At 42.3% G+C, this 19906-nt stretch carries 19 protein-coding genes, 1 tRNA gene, 1 pseudogene and 1 other annotated feature; of the genes and pseudogenes, 7 read left to right on the top strand and 14 right to left on the bottom strand.

Annotation, left to right across the window (positions count from 1 at the left end):
• Positions 1-101 precede the first annotated feature (101 nt).
• The 3 genes from C3F22_RS07865 to C3F22_RS07875 all read left to right on the top strand — a co-directional run bounded on the left by C3F22_RS07865 (position 102) and on the right by C3F22_RS07875 (position 2475).
• Entirely contained in the window at positions 102-485 is a 384-nt protein-coding gene (locus C3F22_RS07865; protein WP_005233700.1) for a transposase, read from the top strand.
• Positions 482-817, top strand: a complete 336-nt coding sequence (gene tnpB / locus C3F22_RS07870; RefSeq protein ID WP_000618091.1) for an IS66 family insertion sequence element accessory protein TnpB — start codon at positions 482-484, stop codon at positions 815-817. Before C3F22_RS07865 ends, tnpB begins: the two co-directional genes overlap by 4 nt.
• Positions 818-891: 74 nt before the next feature.
• Positions 892-2475, top strand: coding sequence for an IS66-like element ISAba25 family transposase (locus tag C3F22_RS07875; protein WP_005080957.1), 1584 nt, complete (start codon positions 892-894; stop codon positions 2473-2475).
• A 30-nt stretch (positions 2476-2505) separates the two neighbouring features.
• Here C3F22_RS07875 and C3F22_RS07880 read toward each other — a convergent pair.
• From C3F22_RS07880 to cysS, 8 genes and pseudogenes are all read right to left on the bottom strand, one after another.
• Positions 2506-3867 (bottom strand): annotated as a pseudogene (locus C3F22_RS07880) (TolC family protein); the annotation flags it as partial.
• 207 nt (positions 3868-4074) lie between these two features.
• Positions 4075-4818, bottom strand: a complete 744-nt coding sequence (lptB, locus tag C3F22_RS07885; RefSeq protein WP_004786227.1) for an LPS export ABC transporter ATP-binding protein — start codon at positions 4816-4818, stop codon at positions 4075-4077.
• Positions 4818-5384: a lipopolysaccharide transport periplasmic protein LptA gene (gene lptA / locus C3F22_RS07890; RefSeq protein WP_004786229.1), complete on the bottom strand. Its 567-nt coding sequence runs from the start codon at positions 5382-5384 to the stop codon at positions 4818-4820. Before lptA ends, lptB begins: the two co-directional genes overlap by 1 nt.
• Positions 5368-5916, bottom strand: a complete 549-nt coding sequence (gene lptC, locus C3F22_RS07895) for an LPS export ABC transporter periplasmic protein LptC (RefSeq protein ID WP_104426224.1) — start codon at positions 5914-5916, stop codon at positions 5368-5370. Before lptC ends, lptA begins: the two co-directional genes overlap by 17 nt.
• Positions 5917-5949: 33 nt before the next feature.
• Entirely contained in the window at positions 5950-6489 is a 540-nt protein-coding gene (locus C3F22_RS07900) for a KdsC family phosphatase (RefSeq protein ID WP_034170294.1), read from the bottom strand.
• Positions 6490-6492: 3 nt separating this feature from the next.
• Entirely contained in the window at positions 6493-7470 is a 978-nt protein-coding gene (locus C3F22_RS07905; RefSeq protein WP_005235203.1) for a KpsF/GutQ family sugar-phosphate isomerase, read from the bottom strand.
• 273 nt (positions 7471-7743) lie between these two features.
• Positions 7744-7819: transfer RNA gene (locus C3F22_RS07910), tRNA-Gly, on the bottom strand.
• Between the two features lie 65 nt (positions 7820-7884).
• The gene (cysS, locus tag C3F22_RS07915) at positions 7885-9306 is read right to left on the bottom strand and encodes a cysteine--tRNA ligase (protein WP_104426225.1); all 1422 of its coding nucleotides are present in this window, start codon (positions 9304-9306) and stop codon (positions 7885-7887) included.
• A 174-nt stretch (positions 9307-9480) separates the two neighbouring features.
• Here cysS and C3F22_RS07920 point away from each other — a divergent pair.
• The 3 genes from C3F22_RS07920 (at position 9481) to C3F22_RS07930 (ending at position 13046) form a co-directional block, all read left to right on the top strand.
• Positions 9481-10715 (top strand): IS3 family transposase gene (locus tag C3F22_RS07920; protein ID WP_392388428.1). Its coding sequence is split into 2 segments (ribosomal slippage): positions 9481-9766 and positions 9766-10715, totalling 1236 coding nucleotides; the frame shifts between segments, so codons are not numbered across the junction.
• Positions 9756-9873 (top strand) — a sequence feature (AL1L pseudoknot). (Overlaps the previous gene by 118 nt.)
• Positions 10716-11185: 470 nt before the next feature.
• Positions 11186-11974: a PaaX family transcriptional regulator C-terminal domain-containing protein gene (locus tag C3F22_RS07925; RefSeq protein ID WP_005235191.1), complete on the top strand. Its 789-nt coding sequence runs from the start codon at positions 11186-11188 to the stop codon at positions 11972-11974.
• A gap of 94 nt (positions 11975-12068) precedes the next feature.
• A complete protein-coding gene (locus C3F22_RS07930; protein WP_104426227.1) occupies positions 12069-13046 on the top strand; it encodes a fatty acid desaturase family protein in 978 nt (325 codons plus the stop codon).
• Positions 13047-13101: 55 nt separating this feature from the next.
• Here the strand turns inward: C3F22_RS07930 and C3F22_RS07935 are convergent, their stop codons facing one another.
• Positions 13102-14052: a cation diffusion facilitator family transporter gene (locus tag C3F22_RS07935; protein ID WP_104426228.1), complete on the bottom strand. Its 951-nt coding sequence runs from the start codon at positions 14050-14052 to the stop codon at positions 13102-13104.
• Positions 14053-14249: 197 nt separating this feature from the next.
• Complete coding sequence (yfcF, locus tag C3F22_RS07940) at positions 14250-14897, bottom strand: glutathione transferase (protein ID WP_104426229.1); 648 nt, start codon at positions 14895-14897, stop codon at positions 14250-14252.
• A 225-nt stretch (positions 14898-15122) separates the two neighbouring features.
• Between yfcF and C3F22_RS07945 the strand changes: the two genes are divergently transcribed.
• Positions 15123-15839 carry a glutamine amidotransferase gene (locus tag C3F22_RS07945; RefSeq protein WP_104426230.1) on the top strand — a complete coding sequence of 239 codons (717 nt, stop codon included), beginning with the start codon at positions 15123-15125 and terminating at the stop codon, positions 15837-15839.
• A gap of 47 nt (positions 15840-15886) precedes the next feature.
• Here the strand turns inward: C3F22_RS07945 and C3F22_RS07950 are convergent, their stop codons facing one another.
• The 4 genes from C3F22_RS07950 to tkt form a co-directional block, all read right to left on the bottom strand.
• Positions 15887-16474, bottom strand: coding sequence for a YceI family protein (locus C3F22_RS07950; protein WP_005235180.1), 588 nt, complete (start codon positions 16472-16474; stop codon positions 15887-15889).
• A 192-nt stretch (positions 16475-16666) separates the two neighbouring features.
• Positions 16667-17059, bottom strand: a complete 393-nt coding sequence (locus C3F22_RS07955) for a GNAT family N-acetyltransferase (protein WP_104426231.1) — start codon at positions 17057-17059, stop codon at positions 16667-16669.
• 175 nt (positions 17060-17234) lie between these two features.
• Positions 17235-17450, bottom strand: coding sequence for a hypothetical protein (locus tag C3F22_RS07960; protein WP_004786275.1), 216 nt, complete (start codon positions 17448-17450; stop codon positions 17235-17237).
• A gap of 135 nt (positions 17451-17585) precedes the next feature.
• Complete coding sequence (gene tkt, locus C3F22_RS07965; RefSeq protein WP_005235176.1) at positions 17586-19574, bottom strand: transketolase; 1989 nt, start codon at positions 19572-19574, stop codon at positions 17586-17588.
• Between the last annotated feature and the right edge of the window lie 332 nt (positions 19575-19906).

The following is a 19906-nucleotide window of genomic DNA, read 5'->3' on the forward strand; positions in this document are numbered from 1 at the left end:
GCGCGCTGATTCAAAGTAAGCATCCGGCTAACACAGCCTTACCAAGCGATCCTATAAGCCTTAATTTAGTTCCCACCTAAAAACAAGTGGGGACTTAATCCATGAACATGGATATATATTCAGCAACACCTCCTGTTGCTAAAAAACGCCGAAAATACAGCAAAGAATTCAAACTCAGTATTGTCAATGCCTGCAAAAATCCTAATACCTCGATCGCTTCGGTCACACTGCAACATAGTATTAATGCCAACCTTGTCAGTCGTTGGATCAGGATCTTCAGCCATCATGAGGGTGCCGTGCAGGATCCTACTCATGTGAATCCAGCATTTATTGCTTTGCCTTACACTGCTGCAATCAGCCAACCTATTGATGAGAGGATCACGTTGTGTATCACCGTGCCTCATACGAATAATGATATTCAGCTAAAATGGCAGACATCAGAAATACCTGCCTTGGCAGAATTACTCAAGGCACTTGCAACATGATCCGCATTGATGAAATCTGGTTGTCTACTCAGCCCATGGACATGCGTGCAGGTATGGATACGACCATGGCTCAGGTGGTGAGAGCCTTTGGCTACATCAAACCGCATTGTGCTTACCTGTTCTGTAATAAACGTGGCCATCGCATGAAAGTGCTGGTACATGATGGATTGGGCATCTGGCTGTGTGCCCGGCGGCTGGAACAGGGCAAATTTCACTGGGCTCAAGTTCACCAAGGTGAAACCGTGGCCCTCAGCCCGGAACAGTTACAGGCACTGATCCAAGGTTTGCCCTGGCAGCGCATTGGACGACAGCAGGTGGTGACGATGCTTTAAACCAGGCTCGACCATTCTGCTATTCTCCAAACGTTCTATTTCATTCTTCTCATGACCTCAGGCATACTGCGGTCATGAATACGCTGCCTGACTTAAGCCAACTGACCCATGAACAACTGCTGGAATTCACCAGGCAGTTGGCGCTGCAGCATCAGTCTCTAGCACAATCAAACCAACAATTGGATGCCAAAGTTCAACATCTTTCTATTCTCAATCAAAAATACGAGCATGAACTGGCGCTGTTTAAAAAGCACAAATTCGCCCAAAAGAATGAACACTTAACGGCAAAACAAATCCATCTCTGGGATGAAGCGGTTGAAGAAGATATTGCCGCGGTTGATCTAGAACTGGAACGGCTAAATGCAGATAAAACCAATGCAGCGACACAGAAAGCCAAAACCAATAAACCTAAACGTCGACCACTGCCAGATCATCTACACACCATCCGTATTGAGCATGAACCTGCATCAACCCAATGTGCTTGTGGCTGCCAACTCCGTCGTATCGGCGAAGATGTCAGTGAAAAACTGCATTTCAGACCGGCACAGTTCTATAAGGAACAGCATGTGCGTGGTAAATGGGTCTGTGATCAGTGTGACACTCTAACTCAGCAAGCGATGCCCGCCTATGTGATTGATAAAGGCATTGCTTCACCTGAATTGCTCAGCCATGTGCTGGTATCGAAGTATGCCGATCATTTGCCGCTGTACCGTCAGCGCCTGATCTATCAGCGGGCTGGCATTGATCTGTCCAGATCCACTTTATCTGATTGGATAGGTCGCTGCGGTGTAGAACTGGAACCTCTGGCCAATGCCTTAAAAGAGGTGGTGCTGCAACAGCGGGTGCTGCATGCAGATGAAACACCGGTCACCATCATGCGGATGGGTGAGAATAATAAAAAACCGAAGAAAGGTTATGTCTGGGCCTATGCCACCACACAGTATAATCCAGTTCAGGCGGTGATCTATGACTTTCAGGATAGTCGTTCAGGCCAGCATGCTGAAGAGTTCTTGAAAGGCTGGCAGGGCTATCTAGTCTGTGATGATTACAGTGGTTATAAAGCACGTTTTAAATCAGGCCAGGTGATTGAGGTGGGGTGCATGGCCCATGCACGTCGTAAATTCCATGAACTGCATGTAACTGGGAAAAGTCAGGTTGCTGAACAGGCCTTAGTGCTGATTCAGAAACTGTATGCGATAGAAGCAGAACTCAGGAAAAAGACCGATGGTACAGCGGAAGACCGCCGCGAATACCGACAACAGCATAGTCAACCAGTGATGCAACAACTATATGAATGGCTCAACCAACATCATCTGACAGTGCCATCGAGTTCTCCCACCGCCAAGGCTATCAATTACACTCTGAAGCGTTGGCCAGCCTTAAGCCGCTATCTGGATGATGGCAATCTACCGATATGCAACAATTGGGTAGAGAATCAGATGCGTCCCTGGGCGTTGGGACGCAAGAACTGGCTGTTTGCAGGTTCGCTGCGCAGTGGTCAGCGAGCGGCAAACATCATGACTTTAATCCAGTCAGCAAAGCTGAATGGCTTGGATCCGTATGCCTATTTAAGTGATGTGCTGAAAAGGTTACCGACACACAAAGTGACCCAAATTGAAGAATTGCTGCCGCACTGCTGGAAACCTAAATCGAATTAAAAAATAGGTATGGGATTCAGCGGACGCTTACGATTCAAATTCCTGTGCTGCGCTGTGAATAAGCCTGTTCTGCGTTTAATAAATCCACTACAGTCCGTGTGCCCAATTTATATTGTTCTTGATATAGCTCTTTGGTTCGTACCGTGGTTTCACGGCGCTGAGCCAGGACATCCATTTGTCTTTGTTTATTTTCAATCTATTCCCGGATTAAGCGAACCTGATCCAGTACATCCAGATAGACAGTATTGACCTGTGCGCGTGCAGCTTCTTCGGCATAACTGGTAGCACGTGCCTGAGACCGAACAGCTCCCCCCCTGATAAAAATTACTGCTGGCTTCAATCATGATTGAATTATAAAAGCCATCATCTTTATTATTATTCGGATTTCGACCATTAACCGCCTGACTTAAGCTACCTTTCAGATTAATAGTCGGATAACGGCTTAAACGTGCCTGATCTTTTTGCAATCGGGCTACATCTACTCCTGAATGTGCCAAGATCATGCTTGGAATCTGGGTAAATTCAGGATCCTGATAAAGATCAGCCTGGTTTACGATACGATCTGGAATTTCCCATTGAATTGCAGAGACATCAAATCCCAATAAAGTTCTGAGACGTTGCTGATATTGTCTTAACTGGGTCTGTTGCACGATCAGGTTGGATTGTACTGCTTCCAGATTGGACTGCGCCTGAACCGGATAGGCCTGTGTGCTAATTCCGGCGCGGGAACGTAAATTGGCAATTTCTGCAATTCGTGCAATGCCCTGAATCTGCTGTTCGGCAATCTTGGTAATTTCCTGATAGCGTTTGACATGGACAATAGCATCCGCTACTTCCAGTGCAACCTGATCTAGACTCACTAATACTCTTGCCTGGTTTTCTGCCAGTCTCGTCTCTTCAACACTGACATTGGTTTTAATCTTGCCAAAGTCATATAGCATCTGGGTAGCATTCAGAGAGACTACCTGACGTCCACGTTCACCTGAGGTCAAATCTCCAGTACCTACACCGCCAGATAACTGCGGATAATAGGCTGCTTTGGCCACATCAATATTGGCTGCCTGTGCAGATCAAGACGAAATACTCCGGGCAATTTTCGGACGACGCTGAACTGCTGTATGAACCGCCTCAATTAGACTCATTTTTGCAGGAATATCAGCATTTATAGACCGAATTGAAGATTGTCCCTGCTGCGGTCGAGTAATCTGCGGCAGTTCAGCCACCTTTGATGAGGTATCCAGTGTGACTGAGTGAGCTAATATCAATCGTTTGCGCAGATCGCGTTGGCTCTGGTGCAATCAGTTTTCCTAATCCACTTTTAATATTATTAAAATAAATTTGTGAATTTTCTGCATGTATGAATGGCACAGATAAAGGTAAAAGAAGAATGATCTATATTCCCTTATTTTTATTTATTATCCCCTGAACATTTTTTAAGTGCTGTACCCTAAATTGCATAATAATGAATGTTTCGTGTTTTAGCCTAAAAATATATCAAATCATACAAAAAGATAGCTTTTTCGTCTTAATTTAAGTAAAAAAAACCCACATTTGACGACTAAAGTCTTAATGCGGGTTTTTTCTGATAATGAAAATTTTCTATACAGTAAAGTCATCACCCAGATAAACTTTACGTACCGTTTCATTGGCCAAAATTTCTTGTGCCGTGCCTTCAGCAATGACTGAACCTTCGCTGACAATATAGGCATGTTCACAGATGGCCAAAGTTTCACGAACGTTGTGATCGGTAATCAATACACCAATTCCACGATCTTTCAGCGTGGTAATAATATCTTTAATATCACCCACGGAAATCGGGTCAACCCCGGCAAAAGGTTCATCCAATAACATGAATTTTGGGTCGGCCGCCAAAGCACGGGCAATTTCAGCACGACGACGTTCACCACCCGACACGCTCATACCCAATGAATCTTTAATATGGGTAATTTTAAAGTCTGCCAGTAATTCGGCTAAACGTTGTTGACGCTGAGCTTTGCTTAAATCCTTACGGGTTTCCAAAATCGCCATAATATTTTCAGAAATGGTTAGTTTTCTAAAAATAGAAGCTTCCTGAGGTAAATAGCCAATCCCTTTACGCGCACGTTCATGCATTGCCAAGTCCGACAAATCCAGATCATCCAGATGGATTTCACCCTTGTCCATACGCACCAGACCCACCACCATATAGAAACTGGTGGTTTTACCTGCACCATTAGGCCCTAAAAGCCCAACAATTTGCCCACTTTCCATACTGAAGGAAACGTCCTTGACTACCCAGCGTTTACTATAATTTTTCGCCAGATGCTTGATGGTTAAAGTTTGAACCTGATGCGTCTGTGCCATTAATCACGTGCTCCCGGAAAGGATTTCGAAGATGAAGGCGGAATCACGATTTGTACACGACCTGCTGCTGAACCGGTTTTATTTGGTGTACCTGTTGCTTCAATATCGCCTTTATTCATGCTGTATTTCAGCGTATTACCACGGATACTAGCGCCATCTTGCTGCAAGTAGGCATTTCCAGACAGGGTAATAATACCGGTTTCCGCATTATAGACAATTTTCTGTGCCTGACCTTTGGCCAAACCTTTGGCAGGATCAACTTTCTGCTGAAATTGAGCCGGGCTACCTGTTGCCGTAATCAGGCTGATCTGTTTTTTATTATTCAGATTCGCCACAATCGAATTGGCCTGCAATTTCATAGTGCCCTGTTCAATGATGACATTACCCGAATATGTCGTGACTCCGGTACGCTCATTAAAAGTCGCACGGTCAGCTAATAAGGTAATTGGTTGGTTACGGTCAGATGGCAATGCAAACGCAGTGGCTGAACCCAATGCAACCAGACTTAACAACGCGGCGCGCTTAAGGAAAGTGTTCATCATTTTAGCTCTAGGAATTTGGTTCATACTTTCCTCGAATATTAAAGAATTCGTATTGACCATCATTAAGATTGGCTTTTAGGCCCTGACTGATAAATTCAGCCTGTGGAGATTCAACAATGACAGTTTTATCGGTTTCAATTTCACGTGTTTTCGGAAAAGCCGTCAGCTCCTCGGTGTGGAACTGCATTTTTCCATTTTGCATGATCTTGGTCGCCAGCACTTCTTGAGAAAGTACAACTTTTGTATTGTCATCATAACCGTTGCCCTGTTTGGCAAAAAATGTTGCATCAACCTGACCGTCTTTATAGGTCGTTGCCTGCAGATTTTTGAGACTCGAAGTCTCTAGCTGCAGGTTTTGTTCAAGCTGGTCGACCTGGGCACGTACAGACAACATGCCCTTTTCATCAGTTTGGGTTAAGTTAATATTATTTGCAGAATAGGTCATACTACGGGCATAATCAGTTTGCAACTTGTTGCCCTTACCGCTGTAATAGTAATAACCACCACTTATTGCGGCAATGATAATAGCCGTAAGATATAAAACTCTAGTGTCCATAAGCGGTGTACTTAATCCAGGATGTATGACTTATTAATAAGGCGCACGAGTATATTTTTCAAGTAACTCTTGGTACTTACCTTTGGACATCAGTAACATGTCACAAATCTCGCGTACCGCACCACGACCACCATAGGCCTGCGTTACCAGATCAGCACGACGACGTACTTCAACATGCCCGTTTGGGACAGTCACTTTCATGCCTGCAATCGCGAAGGCAGACAGATCAGGCCAGTCATCACCCATGTATAAACAGTCTTCAGGATCGATATTGAGCTGAGTACAAGCTTCACGTAAAGCAGTCCCTTTATCTTCGCGGCCCTGATAAACCAGATCTACACCTAAATCCGACATACGTTTCTGTACGATATTGCTTTGACGTCCAGTGATAATGATTACTTTGATTCCGGCTTGTTGTACCAGTTTCATGCCCAAACCATCACGGATATCAAAAGATTTGATTTCATCGCCCGTATTGGTCAATGTGACAAAACCGTCGCTTAAAATACCATCTACATCAAGTACCAGTGCCTCAATATGACGTGCCTGCTCTAATAATACATAAGATGCCATTTATTAATTTACCCCAGCCTGAATCAGGTCATGCATACTAATTACACCAATGACTTTATTGGCATCATTAACCACAACAAATTGATTAATTTTACGTTCGTTCATTTTTTCCAGTGCAACGACAGCACGCGCTTCCTGAGAAATCGTCAGCGGATTTTTGGTCATCACTTCCTGAATCGGTAAATTGACATCAAAACCTTGCTGTTTGTCGATCAGGCGGCGCAAGTCACCATCAGTAAAAATACCCAGCAGAACGTCATTTTGATCCACAATTGTGGTTAAACCTAGGCGTTTATTTGAAATCTCGTATAAAACTTGATTCATCGGTGTATCTGGTGACACTTTTGGCAATTCCGAACCTGTATGCATGAGATGTTTTACATGCAGCAATAAACGTTTACCCAAGGCACCCGCTGGATGTGATAGTGCAAAATCATCAGCAGTAAAACCACGTGCATCCAGAAGAGCGACAGCCAGTGCATCACCCAGTGCTAAAGTTGCCGTTGTACTCGAAGTCGGTGCCAGACCAAGCGGACAGGCCTCTTGAAGATGACCCAAAGTTAAAGCCACATCAGCATTTTGTGGCATTGGGCCTTTGGCATCACCACTAATGGTAATTAAAGGAATTTCCAGACGCTTAATCAGAGGCATCAGCATCATGATTTCATCACTTTTGCCTGAGTTTGAAATGGCAATCAGTACGTCACCCGGTACCAGCATCCCAAGATCACCATGCCCTGCCTCACCCGGATGCATGAAGAATGAAGGCGTACCCGTAGAAGCAAAAGTTGCCGCCATCTTACGGCCAATATGCCCGGATTTCCCCATCCCGGTAATCACCAGACGACCTTTGCACTGCAAGATAATTTCACATGCCTGACTAAAACGCTCATCGATCTGCGTGGCTAAAATCTGTAATGCTTGTTCTTCGATACGCAAGGTTTCAAGTGCAACTTTCTGGAAGTCTATTTGATTTGGCATATTTGGTGGGTTCAAAGTAGGTTTACCTTAACTCTATACAGAGTTGACTCAGTCTAGCAAAAAATAATTTTCGCAATTTTATCATATCTATGCAAATGTCAGGTTTCAAAATGTAGAGCTTTTCATAAAACTTAAACAGAATGTTTAGAAATTTCCCTGACTGAAAGCTCTTCCATATTCAGAATTTCATTATGTAAATCAGTTTTGATTATCCTTTTTATTTTGCGTAGGCAATAAAAAACCCCAATCTTCCGATCAGGGTTTTTTTAATTTTGGAGCGGGAAACGAGACTCGAACTCGCGACCCCAACCTTGGCAAGGTTGTGCTCTACCAACTGAGCTATTCCCGCAATATGGGAGTGAATTATAGAGAGTTTCTGCTAACTGTCAACTCTCTATTGATTCAACTGTCGAATTAATCGGCACGACGCCATACAGTTCCTTGACGGGTATCTTCCAGCACCACCCCTTGGTCTAATAAAGACTGGCGGATTTCATCGGCACGAGCAAAGTTTTTCTCTTTTTTGGCATCTTTACGTTGCTGGATCAGATCTTCAATCTGCTCTTCAGACAAGCCTAAAGCTTCCTGACCAATATCAGACTTTAAGAATTCGTCGACATTGTGCTGTACCAGACCCAGAATATTGGTGAGATGGCGCAAAGTGGAATAATAAACAGTAGACTGCTCCTGATTCTGGTCTTTTACCGCACGGTTCAGCTCTTTATTCAGTTCAAATAATACAGCAATGGCTTCTGGCGTATTGAAGTCATCTCGCATTGCCGTATTAAAACGCTCAACAAAGTCTTGATCTAACGTATCAACCAGCTGTTCGCCATATACTGCCTGATAAGCTTTGAAAGAATGATAGAAACGCATTAGCGTATTTTTTGCTTCTTTTAAAGCTACATCTGAATAGTTCACCGGGCTGCGGTAGTGCGAAGATACGATAAAGTAACGCACCACTTCCGGATGGAATTTTTCAATCACATCACGGATGGTGAAGAAGTTACCCAAAGACTTCGACATTTTTTCGCCATCAACATTGATGAAGCCGGCATGCATCCAGTAGTTCACATACTGTTCACCTGTCGCTGCTTCAGACTGTGCAATCTCGTTTTCATGATGCGGGAAGCTTAAGTCAGCACCACCGCCATGAATATCAAAATGATTGCCGAGGCAGCAGGTAGACATGGCTGAACATTCAATATGCCAGCCTGGACGGCCATTGCCCCATGGTGATGCCCAAGAAGGTTCATTTTCTTTGGCATGTTTCCAAAGTACAAAGTCAAACGGGTGTTTTTTCTCAACTTCGACGTCTACACGTTCAGAAGCGCCTGCCTGCATATCTTCCAGTTTACGGCCTGAGAGACGCCCGTATTTGGCGAATTTTTCAACCTCGAAGTAAACATCGCCATTATTTGCCGGATATGCAGTCCCTTTTTCCACCAGCGTACCAATCATGTTTTGCATCTGATTGATGTAATCAGTGGCTTTTGGTGCTTCATCCGGTGCAAGACAGCCTAATTTGGCAAAGTCTTCATTCATGGCATCAATAAAACGGCTGGTCAGTGATGAAATGCTTTCCCCATTTTCATTGGCACGTTTAATAATCTTGTCGTCAATGTCAGTGATATTGCGTACGTATTTTACTTTCCAGCCCTGACTGCGCAGGAAACGGATAATATAGTCAAATGCAACCACCGTGCGTGCATGTCCAATATGACAGTAGTCATAGACCGTCATCCCACAGACATACAGATCAATCTGACCTTCTTTACGAGGCACAAATTCTACTTTTTTACGTTGCTCTGAGTTATATAGAACAAATGGTTGCATAGGTCTTCTAGAATGCTTTTACAAATGATGGCTCATCTTAACCTAAGCATTATTTTTCATAAAGTTTTAAGAAAAGTTTTCAAGACTTTTTCTGCGGTTATTTCTATATTGAACCGTACCGGGTTTGTCGGAGAGTCAATATTCTGAGTGAGAAGCACTGCTTCGCAAGGTTCGATGACAAAATTAAAATATACCCCTGAAATCAGAGAAAGAGCGGTTCAATTATGGATTGAATCTGAAAAAGATCATCCTTCTACTTGGGCTGCAATCACAGCTATTGCGCCTAAGATTGGTTGTACTCCTGAAACACTTCGTGCCTGGCATCAAAAGCATTTAGATCAGCAAAATCCTATTAAAGTACAACAGATATCTGATCAAGAAAAAATGAAGCAAATGGAACTTGAAATTAAAGAATTAAAGCGTGCCAATGAAATTCTACGTAAAGCAGCCGCTTTTTTCGCCCAGGCGGAGCTCGACCGCCCACACAAATAATGGTGGATTTCATCCATAACAATAAAGACCTATCTGGCGTTGAGGCTATTTGTAAGATTTTACCGATCGTAGCCTCTACCTATTATCGAACCCTAGATCTCGTTGATGAAAAGCATCGCTTTGCAAGGGAACATCGAGCGAAACGAGATCTACATGATGAGCATCATGCTGAACAAATTAAACGAATTTGGAAAGAAAGTTCAGGTCGATATGGTGTGCGTAAAGTCTGGCAACAATTGAAACGTGAAGGTTATGTTATCGCACGTTGTACAGTTGCTCGATTGATGCAGAAGCTAGGTATACAAGGTGTTTGGCGTGGTAAGAATAAACAAACCACCCGTAGCCGAGATGATCAAAAAAGAGCAGATGATTTAGTGAAACGTAATTTTAATGCTGATCATCCTGACCAACTGTGGGTGAGTGACTTTACGTATATTCAAACTCATTCAGGCTGGGTCTATACCGCCTTTATTATTGATGTGTTCTCACGAGCAATTGTTGGATGGAAAGTATCGACACGGATGAATACAGATATGGTGCTCGATGCATTAGAGCAAGCATTGCACGATCGAGGCATGCCAAAGAATGTGATTCATCATTCCGATAGAGGTGTTCAATATCTTTCTAATCGCTATACCAATCGTTTAGAAGCTGCAAATTTACGAGCATCAGTCAGTACAACTGGTGATTCATACGATAATGCTCTGGCTGAAACGGTGAATGGCTTATACAAAACAGAGGTGATTGAATATTTAAAAGCAGATTGGCAAAGTTTAGCAGATGTACAACTTGCGACATTAAATTGGGTAGATTGGTTCAATAAAAAGCATGTACACAGTGTACTGGGTTATGTATCGCCTTTTGAGTTTGAAGCAATGTACTATGATAAGATTAACCCGTTAGGTCAGGTGGTCTAACTTAAATAAAAAAATCTCCGATAAATCCGGTAAGGTTTACCTAGGTGACACCGGAAGGTGGCGGTGGTCCGAATTACCCGAATATGTAAGGTAATCCGTATGAATAAGAAATCTTTTTCTTGTTCATATACCCAATTTTGAAGCAGTTATAACTAACACTTCACTTTAATTTTTTAGGTAATCCCAGTTCCCTAGGGAGCTGGGATTAAAAATAATCAAGAATAAAAACAGATTCATGTCTTTTTCGTTGACTTGCTGCTTAGACCAGCTTAATAACTGTAAAATACAGTGCCTCAGTAGAAAACCAACACCTTATCTAGTGATTTTTATCCATATACGTTGTCTTTAATTAAAATTAATTGCCTGAATATACAAACACTTTAGTCGTATTTCTCTTTGGCTCTTCATATTCAAAATGCTATTGTACAAAAAGTTTCCAATTTCTCATTTTCTAATCACGATCTAGTTTCATGACTTATAAACTGAATGCCCGACATCTGGTGCTAGACCTGCTCTATGCCTCACATAACTCTACTGTTAGCATCAAACAGATGTTATGTGCAGCAGATTTATTAGGAATCTCTGACAACAGCTTGCGGGTTGCAGTCGCACGACTTAATCAGGATCAGATCATTCAATCAGTAGAACGCGGCATTTATCAGTTAATTGAAAAAAAATTTGATACTTCTTTTATTAGCCTGAACAAACATCCCAATATGCAGACCGCTACGGCTTGGGATGGTAAGTACATTCTGGTTTATACCGGTGCTTTGGGGCGAGTAGATCGTACGGCCTTATCTAAACGGGAAAAAGCCCTGCGTTATTATGGATTTCAGGAATTGGAACAGAACGTGTTTATCCGCCCGGACAATTTGCAACTTGGTTTGAACGAGCTTAAATCAGCAGCCGTCAAGTTTGGTCTGGATCAAGGCGCACGATTTTTTCAGGTCAGCGAGATCGATCAGCACACCCATGTATCTGCACTTTGGGATATTCATGGCCTGCATCAAACTTATTTGAATATCAGCCAGGAAATTGAACAATGGTTTGAAAACCATCAACAGTTATCCTTGGCTGAATCAGCTAAAACCGCCTTTTATCTGGCAAAATCTGCTGTATTTAGTCTGCGTGCAGATCCGCTATTGCCTGAAGAATGGCTAGATGCTCCAGCCCGACAAAAGTTTGAACTGGCTGTACGGCGTATGGAGGAGCAAGGCCAGCAGTTATGGCAGCAATATTTTCAACAACAAGGTGTATAATTTATTTCCTACATGCTCACAAAAATAAATTGACTGTAATATTTTAATTCAAATATAGTGATAAGAAATACAAGAATTAGATCAAGGCAGAATAATGAACAGTAAAGTGAGCGTCACAGAGCTATTTAGCCGTGAAGAAATTAGAGAGCTGACTACCCCATCCGATTTACAGGGTGCTCTGGCAGTGGGTTCAACTTGGGCTGTGATTGTTTTGACCTTTGGCACAGTCGCTTATAGCTGGAAATATTTACCAGTCTGGGGAAAAATATTGATGTGTGCCTTGGCATTAGCCATTCTGGCAGGTCGTCAGCTGGCTATGGCCATTTTAATGCACGATGCCTCACACCACAGTCTGTTTAAAACCAAGTGGCTAAACACATACTTTACTGACTGGTTGTGTGCCCGTCCGATCTGGAATGAGGTCGGTAAATATCGTCCTTATCATTTGAAACATCATGCCCGCACCTCTCAACCTGATGATCCAGATTTAGGTCTGGTCAAAAACTTTCCAATTACTAAACAATCATTATTCAGAAAATTCTTTAGAGATCTAAATGGTCAATCCGGCCTGAAATTTCTGACTGGTCGTGTCTTAATGGATTTAGAACTTCTGGAATGGAGTGTTTCTAATGATCCGAAACCAATTCCTCGTGGTAATCGCAGTAACTTGGAACTGGCCAAGAATCTGTTAAAAAATAGCTCGGGCATGCTGATTTCCAATGCTGCCCTATTTTTTGCACTTTGGGCCAGCGGTCATCCGAAACTTTATTTATTATGGCCCCTAGCTTATATCACCCCTTTCCCACTGTTTATCCGTATCCGGGCAATGGCTGAGCATGCTGGTCTAGAAACTAGCCATTCTGCATTGACTAATACCCGTACCACCCGTGCAGGCTGGCTAGCGCGTGCTTTCGTTGCACCGATTCATGTAAATTATCATATTGAACATCATTTAATGGCCTCTGTTCCACATCAAAATCTGCCCAAAATGCATCAGATGTTGCGAGAGCGCGATTATGTGAAAGCACCACCGAGTTATAAAGATGTAATTGTGTCATTATTAAAAGGCTAAAATAAAAGATCGAAGTTTAAAAATACATCAAGTGTGATGGCAAAATTTCTCACACTTAATGTTGATGGCTTTCCTTATGCTCATGCTGTTCATGTAAATGGTCCGATTGCCGATGCTGTTCTGGGGGACAATCTTCTGCTTCAATTTGCAATGTCATCTCGGTGATGTGATGTTCATGATGCAACATCTCCAACGCCTCCTGATGCAACTTTTTATAGTCAACGTCTGGCGCAACTAAATGCACCGTCAACATCACCTTCTTGGAAGTAATCGCCCAGACTTTTAGCTGATGAATATCTTCAACACCGTCTAGCGCCAGTAGGTCATGGCGCAGTTTTTCAATATCGATTTCATCAGGAACCCCTTCTAGCAGAATATTGATACTCTGTTTCAACAAAATCCATGTCCGTGGAATGACCCAGAATCCGATCATGACCGCAATCACGGTGTCGATCCACATCCAGCCACTGAAATAGATGATGATTGCGCCAATAATGACACCCACCGAACCTAGTGCATCACTCAGTACTTCCAGATAAGCTCCTTTAATATTCAAGCTTTCCTGACTGCTAGAAACCAGAATTTTCATGGAAATCAGATTAATAACCAGTCCAAGTATGGCGACAATCAACATGCCCAGACTTTCAATTTCAGGAGCATGGCTCAGGCGCTGGTAAGCTTCAAACAGGATATACATCGCTACCAGAAATAGCATAATCGCATTAAACAAAGCCGCCAGAATTTCAAAACGCTGGTAGCCAAAGGTACGTTTATCATCTGCTGGTTTTTGCCCGATCTTAATCGCAGCCAGTGCAATCGCCAATGCAGCGGCATCTGTAAACATATGTGCCGCATCAGAAAGCAAGGCCAAACTCTGAGTCATAAAACCGGCAATAACTTCTACAATTAAAAAGGCTGTCGTCAGAGCTAAGGCGATGGACAGTTTTTTAGCATTCTTCGCACTAACTTCTACATGACTATGATCATGATGATGTGATCCACCCACCTTATACTCCTTTTCATTTGAATCTGATTCTAAGTTTTAGCTACTTCTTATTACCTATACTTTCTATAATACGCCTGCGCTGCTGATATTTAAGCAATTTTTTGTATAGCTTGGCTCTCTTTTAAAATATCCATGTTTATTCATTAAGCAAATTCAGCGCTTGAATTATTAAATTTACCTCTCTACCCGATATAGAATCAAAACTCAGCATGAGTACGCGGTTTTTCATTTTCCAAAATCCAGGACTGCACTGAAGATCGCTGAAAATTACGCTGGATATAAGCCTGAATCTTTTCGGGAAGCTCAACATCGTGACTAAGCAGACGATGCAGCATAAAGGCTAGATCAAAGTCTGCAATTGACCATTGTTCGGTGAGCCATAGCTCTTCAAGTAAAGTTTCTGTGATTGCCAGTAAGCGCTGAATATCCTGCATGGTTTCAGCCGATGCGATTAAAGGCCTTTTAGGTGGAACAAAGATCGAAGTTGAAGGCATATCCTGCCGGATAGAGGAAAAATCAGTTTTAATTAAGGCCTGAACGGCGCGGCATTTTGCTCTAGCTTTCATCTCTGCAGGATATAAAGCAGGATAATCCGGTGCCGGAAAAGCGTCTTCCAGATATTCGGTAATCGCCCAAGATTCAAATAAATGAAAATCATCAATGATCAAACAAGGGACTTTGCCACTCGGACAAATTTTACGATAAGCCAAAGATTGCTGTTCCAGCAGATTCAGATCGATCATTTTTTCCTGAAAGTTGAGTCCTTTCTCTTTTAAAGCCACATAAACCGACATGGCATAAGGACTGATACGTTTTTTATCGACATATAAGCAGATATTGTGCATTTTTTATCCTGCCTCTTATGATTATCCACTGCTTTCTACTCTAACGCCTTTTTTATAGAAAAGGAAAATATCGCTGCATATTGATACAAAGCGGAGTCTTAGGCTTACAGAGAATTGCCGATTCGAATGAATCATCTACCTAAGGCTAAATCACCGGATTAAAAAGACTTCTAATTTTTTGCAGAATAACGTTAAATAAATATTTTCCATTTAGACCTGACTGCTATGCTGAACCTTGACCACTTCCCTGATACCGTATATGCCATTCAACATCTGGCTTTTGAAGACCTAGGTGCCTGGGAAAATGTGTTTTATCAGCTAGGATTACGTGTTCGCTATTTTGAAGCTGGAATTGATGACCTACGAAAGGCGTATGAATATAAAGGTCTGACAATTATTTTAGGGGGTCCAATTGGTGTCTATGAAACGGTGGACTACCCTTTCTTACAACAAGAAATAGACGTACTTAAAGTGCGTTTAGAGAAGAATTTACCCACTTTAGGTATTTGTCTGGGTGCTCAACTCATTGCTCATGCACTCGGTGCTAAAGTCTATGCAGGACATAGCAAAGAAATTGGCTGGTCTAAACTCTGTCTTGCCTCTATTGAAAATAATCCACTAAAAGCTCTCGAAGATATCGACGTCCTGCATTGGCATGGTGATACCTTTGACCTTCCTGCACAGGCTGAATTGCTGGCCAGCTCTGATCTTTATCCAAATCAGGCCTTTCGGGTAGGACAGAATATTCTAGCACTACAATTCCATGCTGAAGTAGCCAGTGAAAGTTTAGAGAAATGGCTGATTGGACATACCTGTGAGTTACGCAAAGCCCAAATCAATATCCCCACCTTGCGGGCGGATCATCAAAGCTATGCACCCGCGCTTGAACAGGCAGCCAGTTCGGTATTGATGCTTTATTTAGAAAACCTGCAACTTAAATAACCGTAATAAAAAAGCACCCTATTGGGTGCTTTTTTAATTTGTCATTCTTACTTTTTCGGAGCAGGTACAGAAGCCTCGGTAGTAATGTTCACTGTAATTTTATCGCCCACATTTGGAACATAGCCGCCTACCCCAAAGGCTGAACGGTTAAATGAAGTGGTTGCATTAAAACCAATCGTTTGTAATTTGGTCATTGGATGTACGCCTTGTTTATTTAAAACTGCATCCAGTACCACAGGTTTAGTGACATCTTTCACGGTTAAGTTACCGGTGATTTTGTATTTGTTTTTGCCTAAAGCCTGAACTTTAGTACTTTTAAAAGTGATATTCGGATATTTGGCAGCATCAAAAAATTCTGCTGTCTTAATATGGTCATCCAGCGCTTTCACATTCGTATTAATGCTTGCAACCGGGATATTCACATTGACCGAAGAATTCGCAGGTTTTTCATTATCAACATTAATCGTACCCTGTATATCACTGAAGTTTGCAGATGGTGTAGAGAAACCAAAGTGGCTCCAAGAGAAAACCGTTGCTGAATGAGTCGGGTCAATCGTATAAGCCACTGGTTTTGCCATAGAAAATGTTGCTACAGATGCGACTGCCAAGCCTAATGCTAATGTTTTTAAATTCATGTTTTTATCTCACGTTTTGGATTTTATTAAGTGTATAGAATCTGGAACCGTTTACAGCCTTAAAGATAAAACGTTTTGTTGCAGCAATGAAACGATAAAATTGTAAGTTATTTTTTTAATTTTTGAGCTTTAATCCATACGGTACTGAATAAATCCAGTTTTCTTGGCGACTTTGTTATACAATGCTTGCGCCTAATGATTTGATTCCTGAGTCAGCCAGTAAACCCGGTCGCAATTACGCTGCTGCGCTACCTGATAGACATGCTGAATCAACTTTCGCGCCACGCCCCGTCCGCGATAGTCCGGATAGGTAAATAGATCCTGCAAATAAGCATATGGTCTTACTGTCCAGCTACTGTTATGCTCGATGACATGCACAATCCCAACGACCTTTTCATCAATCAAGGCCGCAAAACCGTACATTGAATCTAATTCATAATTGGTTAATTTATCCCAGGTATTTTTACTTACCTCATCCGAAATTTGCGTTTGATAAAAGCGTTGATAGTCTTGCCATAAAGATAGCCATTCTGACTGTGATATTTGCTCTAGAGATTTGATCTGGATCTGGGGCTGTATATTCATGTTTAACTGCTTCTTTGGCTTATTTCTTTAATTTAAGTCGTTTCGATAGTGGTCGCGGAGTTTTTATAGCAACTTCAACTTAGCTTTATCTCATCTGGCGCTCATAAGCAACCTGTCAGATGGAAATCATCCGACATAAAAAAAGCCCCAATTAGGGACTTTTTACGCTTTATATTTAAAGTTTTTCAACCAGAATACGATCCACCTGTTTCAAACCAGAATGCTTTTCATGGTTCTTGCGACGTACTTTAATGATTTTTTCTTCAGCCATTTCCTGAAGTAATAGCTCAACCGCAACCATTGCTTCAAGGGGGAGATCCTGCCCGATCCATTTCTGCTCGCCTGCATCCATTAAAGTAATTTCGTCACTAATTTGTTCATACAAGCTCATGTTTATCTCACTCTTTCATTTCAATTATGGGAGAACACTTTTTAGCGGTTGCCACATGAAAACAAGGCTAGAAAGCAAAAAAACAAAAGACGCCCCAAAACTGGGGCGCCCTTAAAAAACGACTTAATCAGTTGATTAAGCAGTAATCTCTTTTACAGCTGCTACAACAGCTTCAGTTGTAATACCGAAGTGTTTGAACAGGTCTTTAGCAGGTGCAGATTCACCGTAAGTGGTCATACCGATCACACGACCATCCAGACCTACAAATTTCCACCAGTAATCTACATGTGCAGCTTCAACCGCTACACGTGCACGAATCGCTGCAGGAAGAACTGATTCACGGTAAGCAGCATCTTGCTTCATGAATTCTTCAGCACATGGCATAGATACGACACGTACACCTTCAAGCTGTGCATAAGCTTCCATTGCAAGAGAAACTTCAGAACCAGTCGCAATGATAATCGCTTTCAATTCGCCTTTTTCTTCAGCCAGAACATAACCACCTTTCGCTACATTCTCAATTTGTGCTTGAGTACGAGTCTGGAATGGCAGGTTTTGACGAGAGAAGATCAACGCTGTTGGACCTTCTGAACGCATCAAAGCAGATTTCCAGGAAATCGCTGCTTCAACGGTGTCACATGGACGCCATGTATTCAGGTTTGGAGTACCACGTAAAGATGCGATTTGTTCGATTGGCTGGTGTGTAGGACCATCTTCACCCAGACCGATTGAATCGTGAGTGTAGACATGAATCACACGTTGTTTCATCAGCGCAGACATACGTACTGCATTACGTGCATATTCCATGAACATCAGGAATGTTGCTACATAAGGAATGAAACCGCCATGCAGTGCTACACCATTGGCAATCGCAGTCATACCAAATTCACGTACGCCGTAATGAACATAGTTACCTGCTGGATTGTCCTGTACGCCTTGTGCACCTTTCCAAAGTGTCAGGTTAGAACCTGCAAGGTCAGCAGAACCACCTAGTACTTCTGGTAATGAAGGTACAAGTGCTTGCAACGTATTTTGGCTCGCTTTACGTGTAGCAATGGTTTCTTCTTTTGCATTTACTTCAGCGATATAAGCATCCGCTTTTGCAACAAAGTCAGCTGGAAGATCACCAGAAAGACGACGTTTTAATTCAGCTGCTTCAGTTGGATATTTTGCTGCATAAGCGGCAAAAGTTTCGTTCCATGCTGCTTCAGCTTGTGAACCTTTTTCTTTGGCATCCCAAGCTGCGTATACATCCTCAGGAATGACAAATGCTTCGTCTGACCAGCCAAGCGCTTCACGAGTCAATACGATTTCGTCATTACCCAAAGGTGCACCGTGACAGTCTTCTTTACCCTGTTTGTTCGGTGAACCTAAACCGATCACTGTTTTACACATGATGATGGTTGGTTTGTTCGCTTCAGCTTTCGCTTCTACAGTCGCTTGACGGATTGCATCTGCATCATGGCCATCAACTTTGATCACTTGCCAGCCATAAGACTTGAAGCGTTGTTCTGTATCGTCAGAGAACCAGCCTTCAACTTCACCGTCAATTGAAATGCCGTTGTCGTCATAGTAAGCAATCAGCTTGCCTAGACCTAAAGTACCTGCCAAAGAACATGCTTCGTGAGAAACACCTTCCATCAAGCAGCCATCGCCCAGAAAGCAGTAAGTGTAGTGATCAACAACTTTGATATCGTCTTTATTGAATTGCGCAGCTAAAGTTTTCTCAGCCAGTGCAAAACCAACAGCATTTGCGATACCTTGGCCTAATGGGCCAGTGGTTGTTTCAATACCCGGTGCATAGCCCAATTCTGGGTGACCTGGAGTTTTAGAATGAAGTTGACGGAATGCTTTAAGATCTTCAATTGAAAGATCATAGCCCGTTAAATGAAGAAGTGCGTATTGAAGCATAGAGCCATGGCCATTCGACAATACGAAACGGTCACGGTTAGCCCAATTCGGATTTGTTGGGTTATGGTTTAAGAATTCACGCCAAACCACATCAGCGATATCTGCCATCCCCATTGGAGCACCTGGATGTCCTGAGTTTGCTTTTTGCACAGCATCCATTGCCAATACACGAATTGCGTTTGCAATACGACGTTCATTAAGCGGGGTTGTCATAAATCAGCGTCCAAATAAATTCAGAAGAAATAGGAAATGATGAAAAGACTTTCAAAACTGCCGTCTATTGTCTTAAAAAAACAGCGAGGGGTAAAGACTAGCCTACAATATTTATCAATTTATTGATGTTGTATTTACCTATCGGATAAATATTCTGCACTTTTAAGATGCATTGATTGACTAGAGTCTAAGTTAGATTCTAATAAAATGATAAATCTGGGATTATTCTTAACTATTTTTTATAAATTAAACTTTCACAATATGTTGAATTCCTTTTCAGGATACATGCATATAGGGATCAAAACAGAAGATCCGGATTTAAATAAATAATC

Origin of the sequence: Acinetobacter sp. ACNIH1 (assembly GCF_002934695.1) — a bacterium.
In the GTDB taxonomy this organism is placed as follows: Bacteria; Pseudomonadota; Gammaproteobacteria; order Pseudomonadales; family Moraxellaceae; genus Acinetobacter; species Acinetobacter variabilis.

Coding starts and splice junctions, on each gene's coding strand:
- C3F22_RS07865 (WP_005233700.1), top strand. CDS start 102: ATGAACATGGATATATATTCAGCAACACCTCCTGTTGCTAAAAAACGC.
- tnpB (WP_000618091.1), top strand. CDS start 482: ATGATCCGCATTGATGAAATCTGGTTGTCTACTCAGCCCATGGACATG.
- C3F22_RS07875 (WP_005080957.1), top strand. CDS start 892: ATGAATACGCTGCCTGACTTAAGCCAACTGACCCATGAACAACTGCTG.
- lptB (WP_004786227.1), bottom strand. CDS start 4,818: ATGGCACAGACGCATCAGGTTCAAACTTTAACCATCAAGCATCTGGCG.
- lptA (WP_004786229.1), bottom strand. CDS start 5,384: ATGAACCAAATTCCTAGAGCTAAAATGATGAACACTTTCCTTAAGCGC.
- lptC (WP_104426224.1), bottom strand. CDS start 5,916: ATGGACACTAGAGTTTTATATCTTACGGCTATTATCATTGCCGCAATA.
- C3F22_RS07900 (WP_034170294.1), bottom strand. CDS start 6,489: ATGGCATCTTATGTATTATTAGAGCAGGCACGTCATATTGAGGCACTG.
- C3F22_RS07905 (WP_005235203.1), bottom strand. CDS start 7,470: ATGCCAAATCAAATAGACTTCCAGAAAGTTGCACTTGAAACCTTGCGT.
- cysS (WP_104426225.1), bottom strand. CDS start 9,306: ATGCAACCATTTGTTCTATATAACTCAGAGCAACGTAAAAAAGTAGAA.
- C3F22_RS07925 (WP_005235191.1), top strand. CDS start 11,186: ATGACTTATAAACTGAATGCCCGACATCTGGTGCTAGACCTGCTCTAT.
- C3F22_RS07930 (WP_104426227.1), top strand. CDS start 12,069: ATGAACAGTAAAGTGAGCGTCACAGAGCTATTTAGCCGTGAAGAAATT.
- yfcF (WP_104426229.1), bottom strand. CDS start 14,897: ATGCACAATATCTGCTTATATGTCGATAAAAAACGTATCAGTCCTTAT.
- C3F22_RS07945 (WP_104426230.1), top strand. CDS start 15,123: ATGCTGAACCTTGACCACTTCCCTGATACCGTATATGCCATTCAACAT.
- C3F22_RS07950 (WP_005235180.1), bottom strand. CDS start 16,474: ATGAATTTAAAAACATTAGCATTAGGCTTGGCAGTCGCATCTGTAGCA.
- C3F22_RS07955 (WP_104426231.1), bottom strand. CDS start 17,059: ATGAATATACAGCCCCAGATCCAGATCAAATCTCTAGAGCAAATATCA.
- C3F22_RS07960 (WP_004786275.1), bottom strand. CDS start 17,450: ATGAGCTTGTATGAACAAATTAGTGACGAAATTACTTTAATGGATGCA.
- tkt (WP_005235176.1), bottom strand. CDS start 19,574: ATGACAACCCCGCTTAATGAACGTCGTATTGCAAACGCAATTCGTGTA.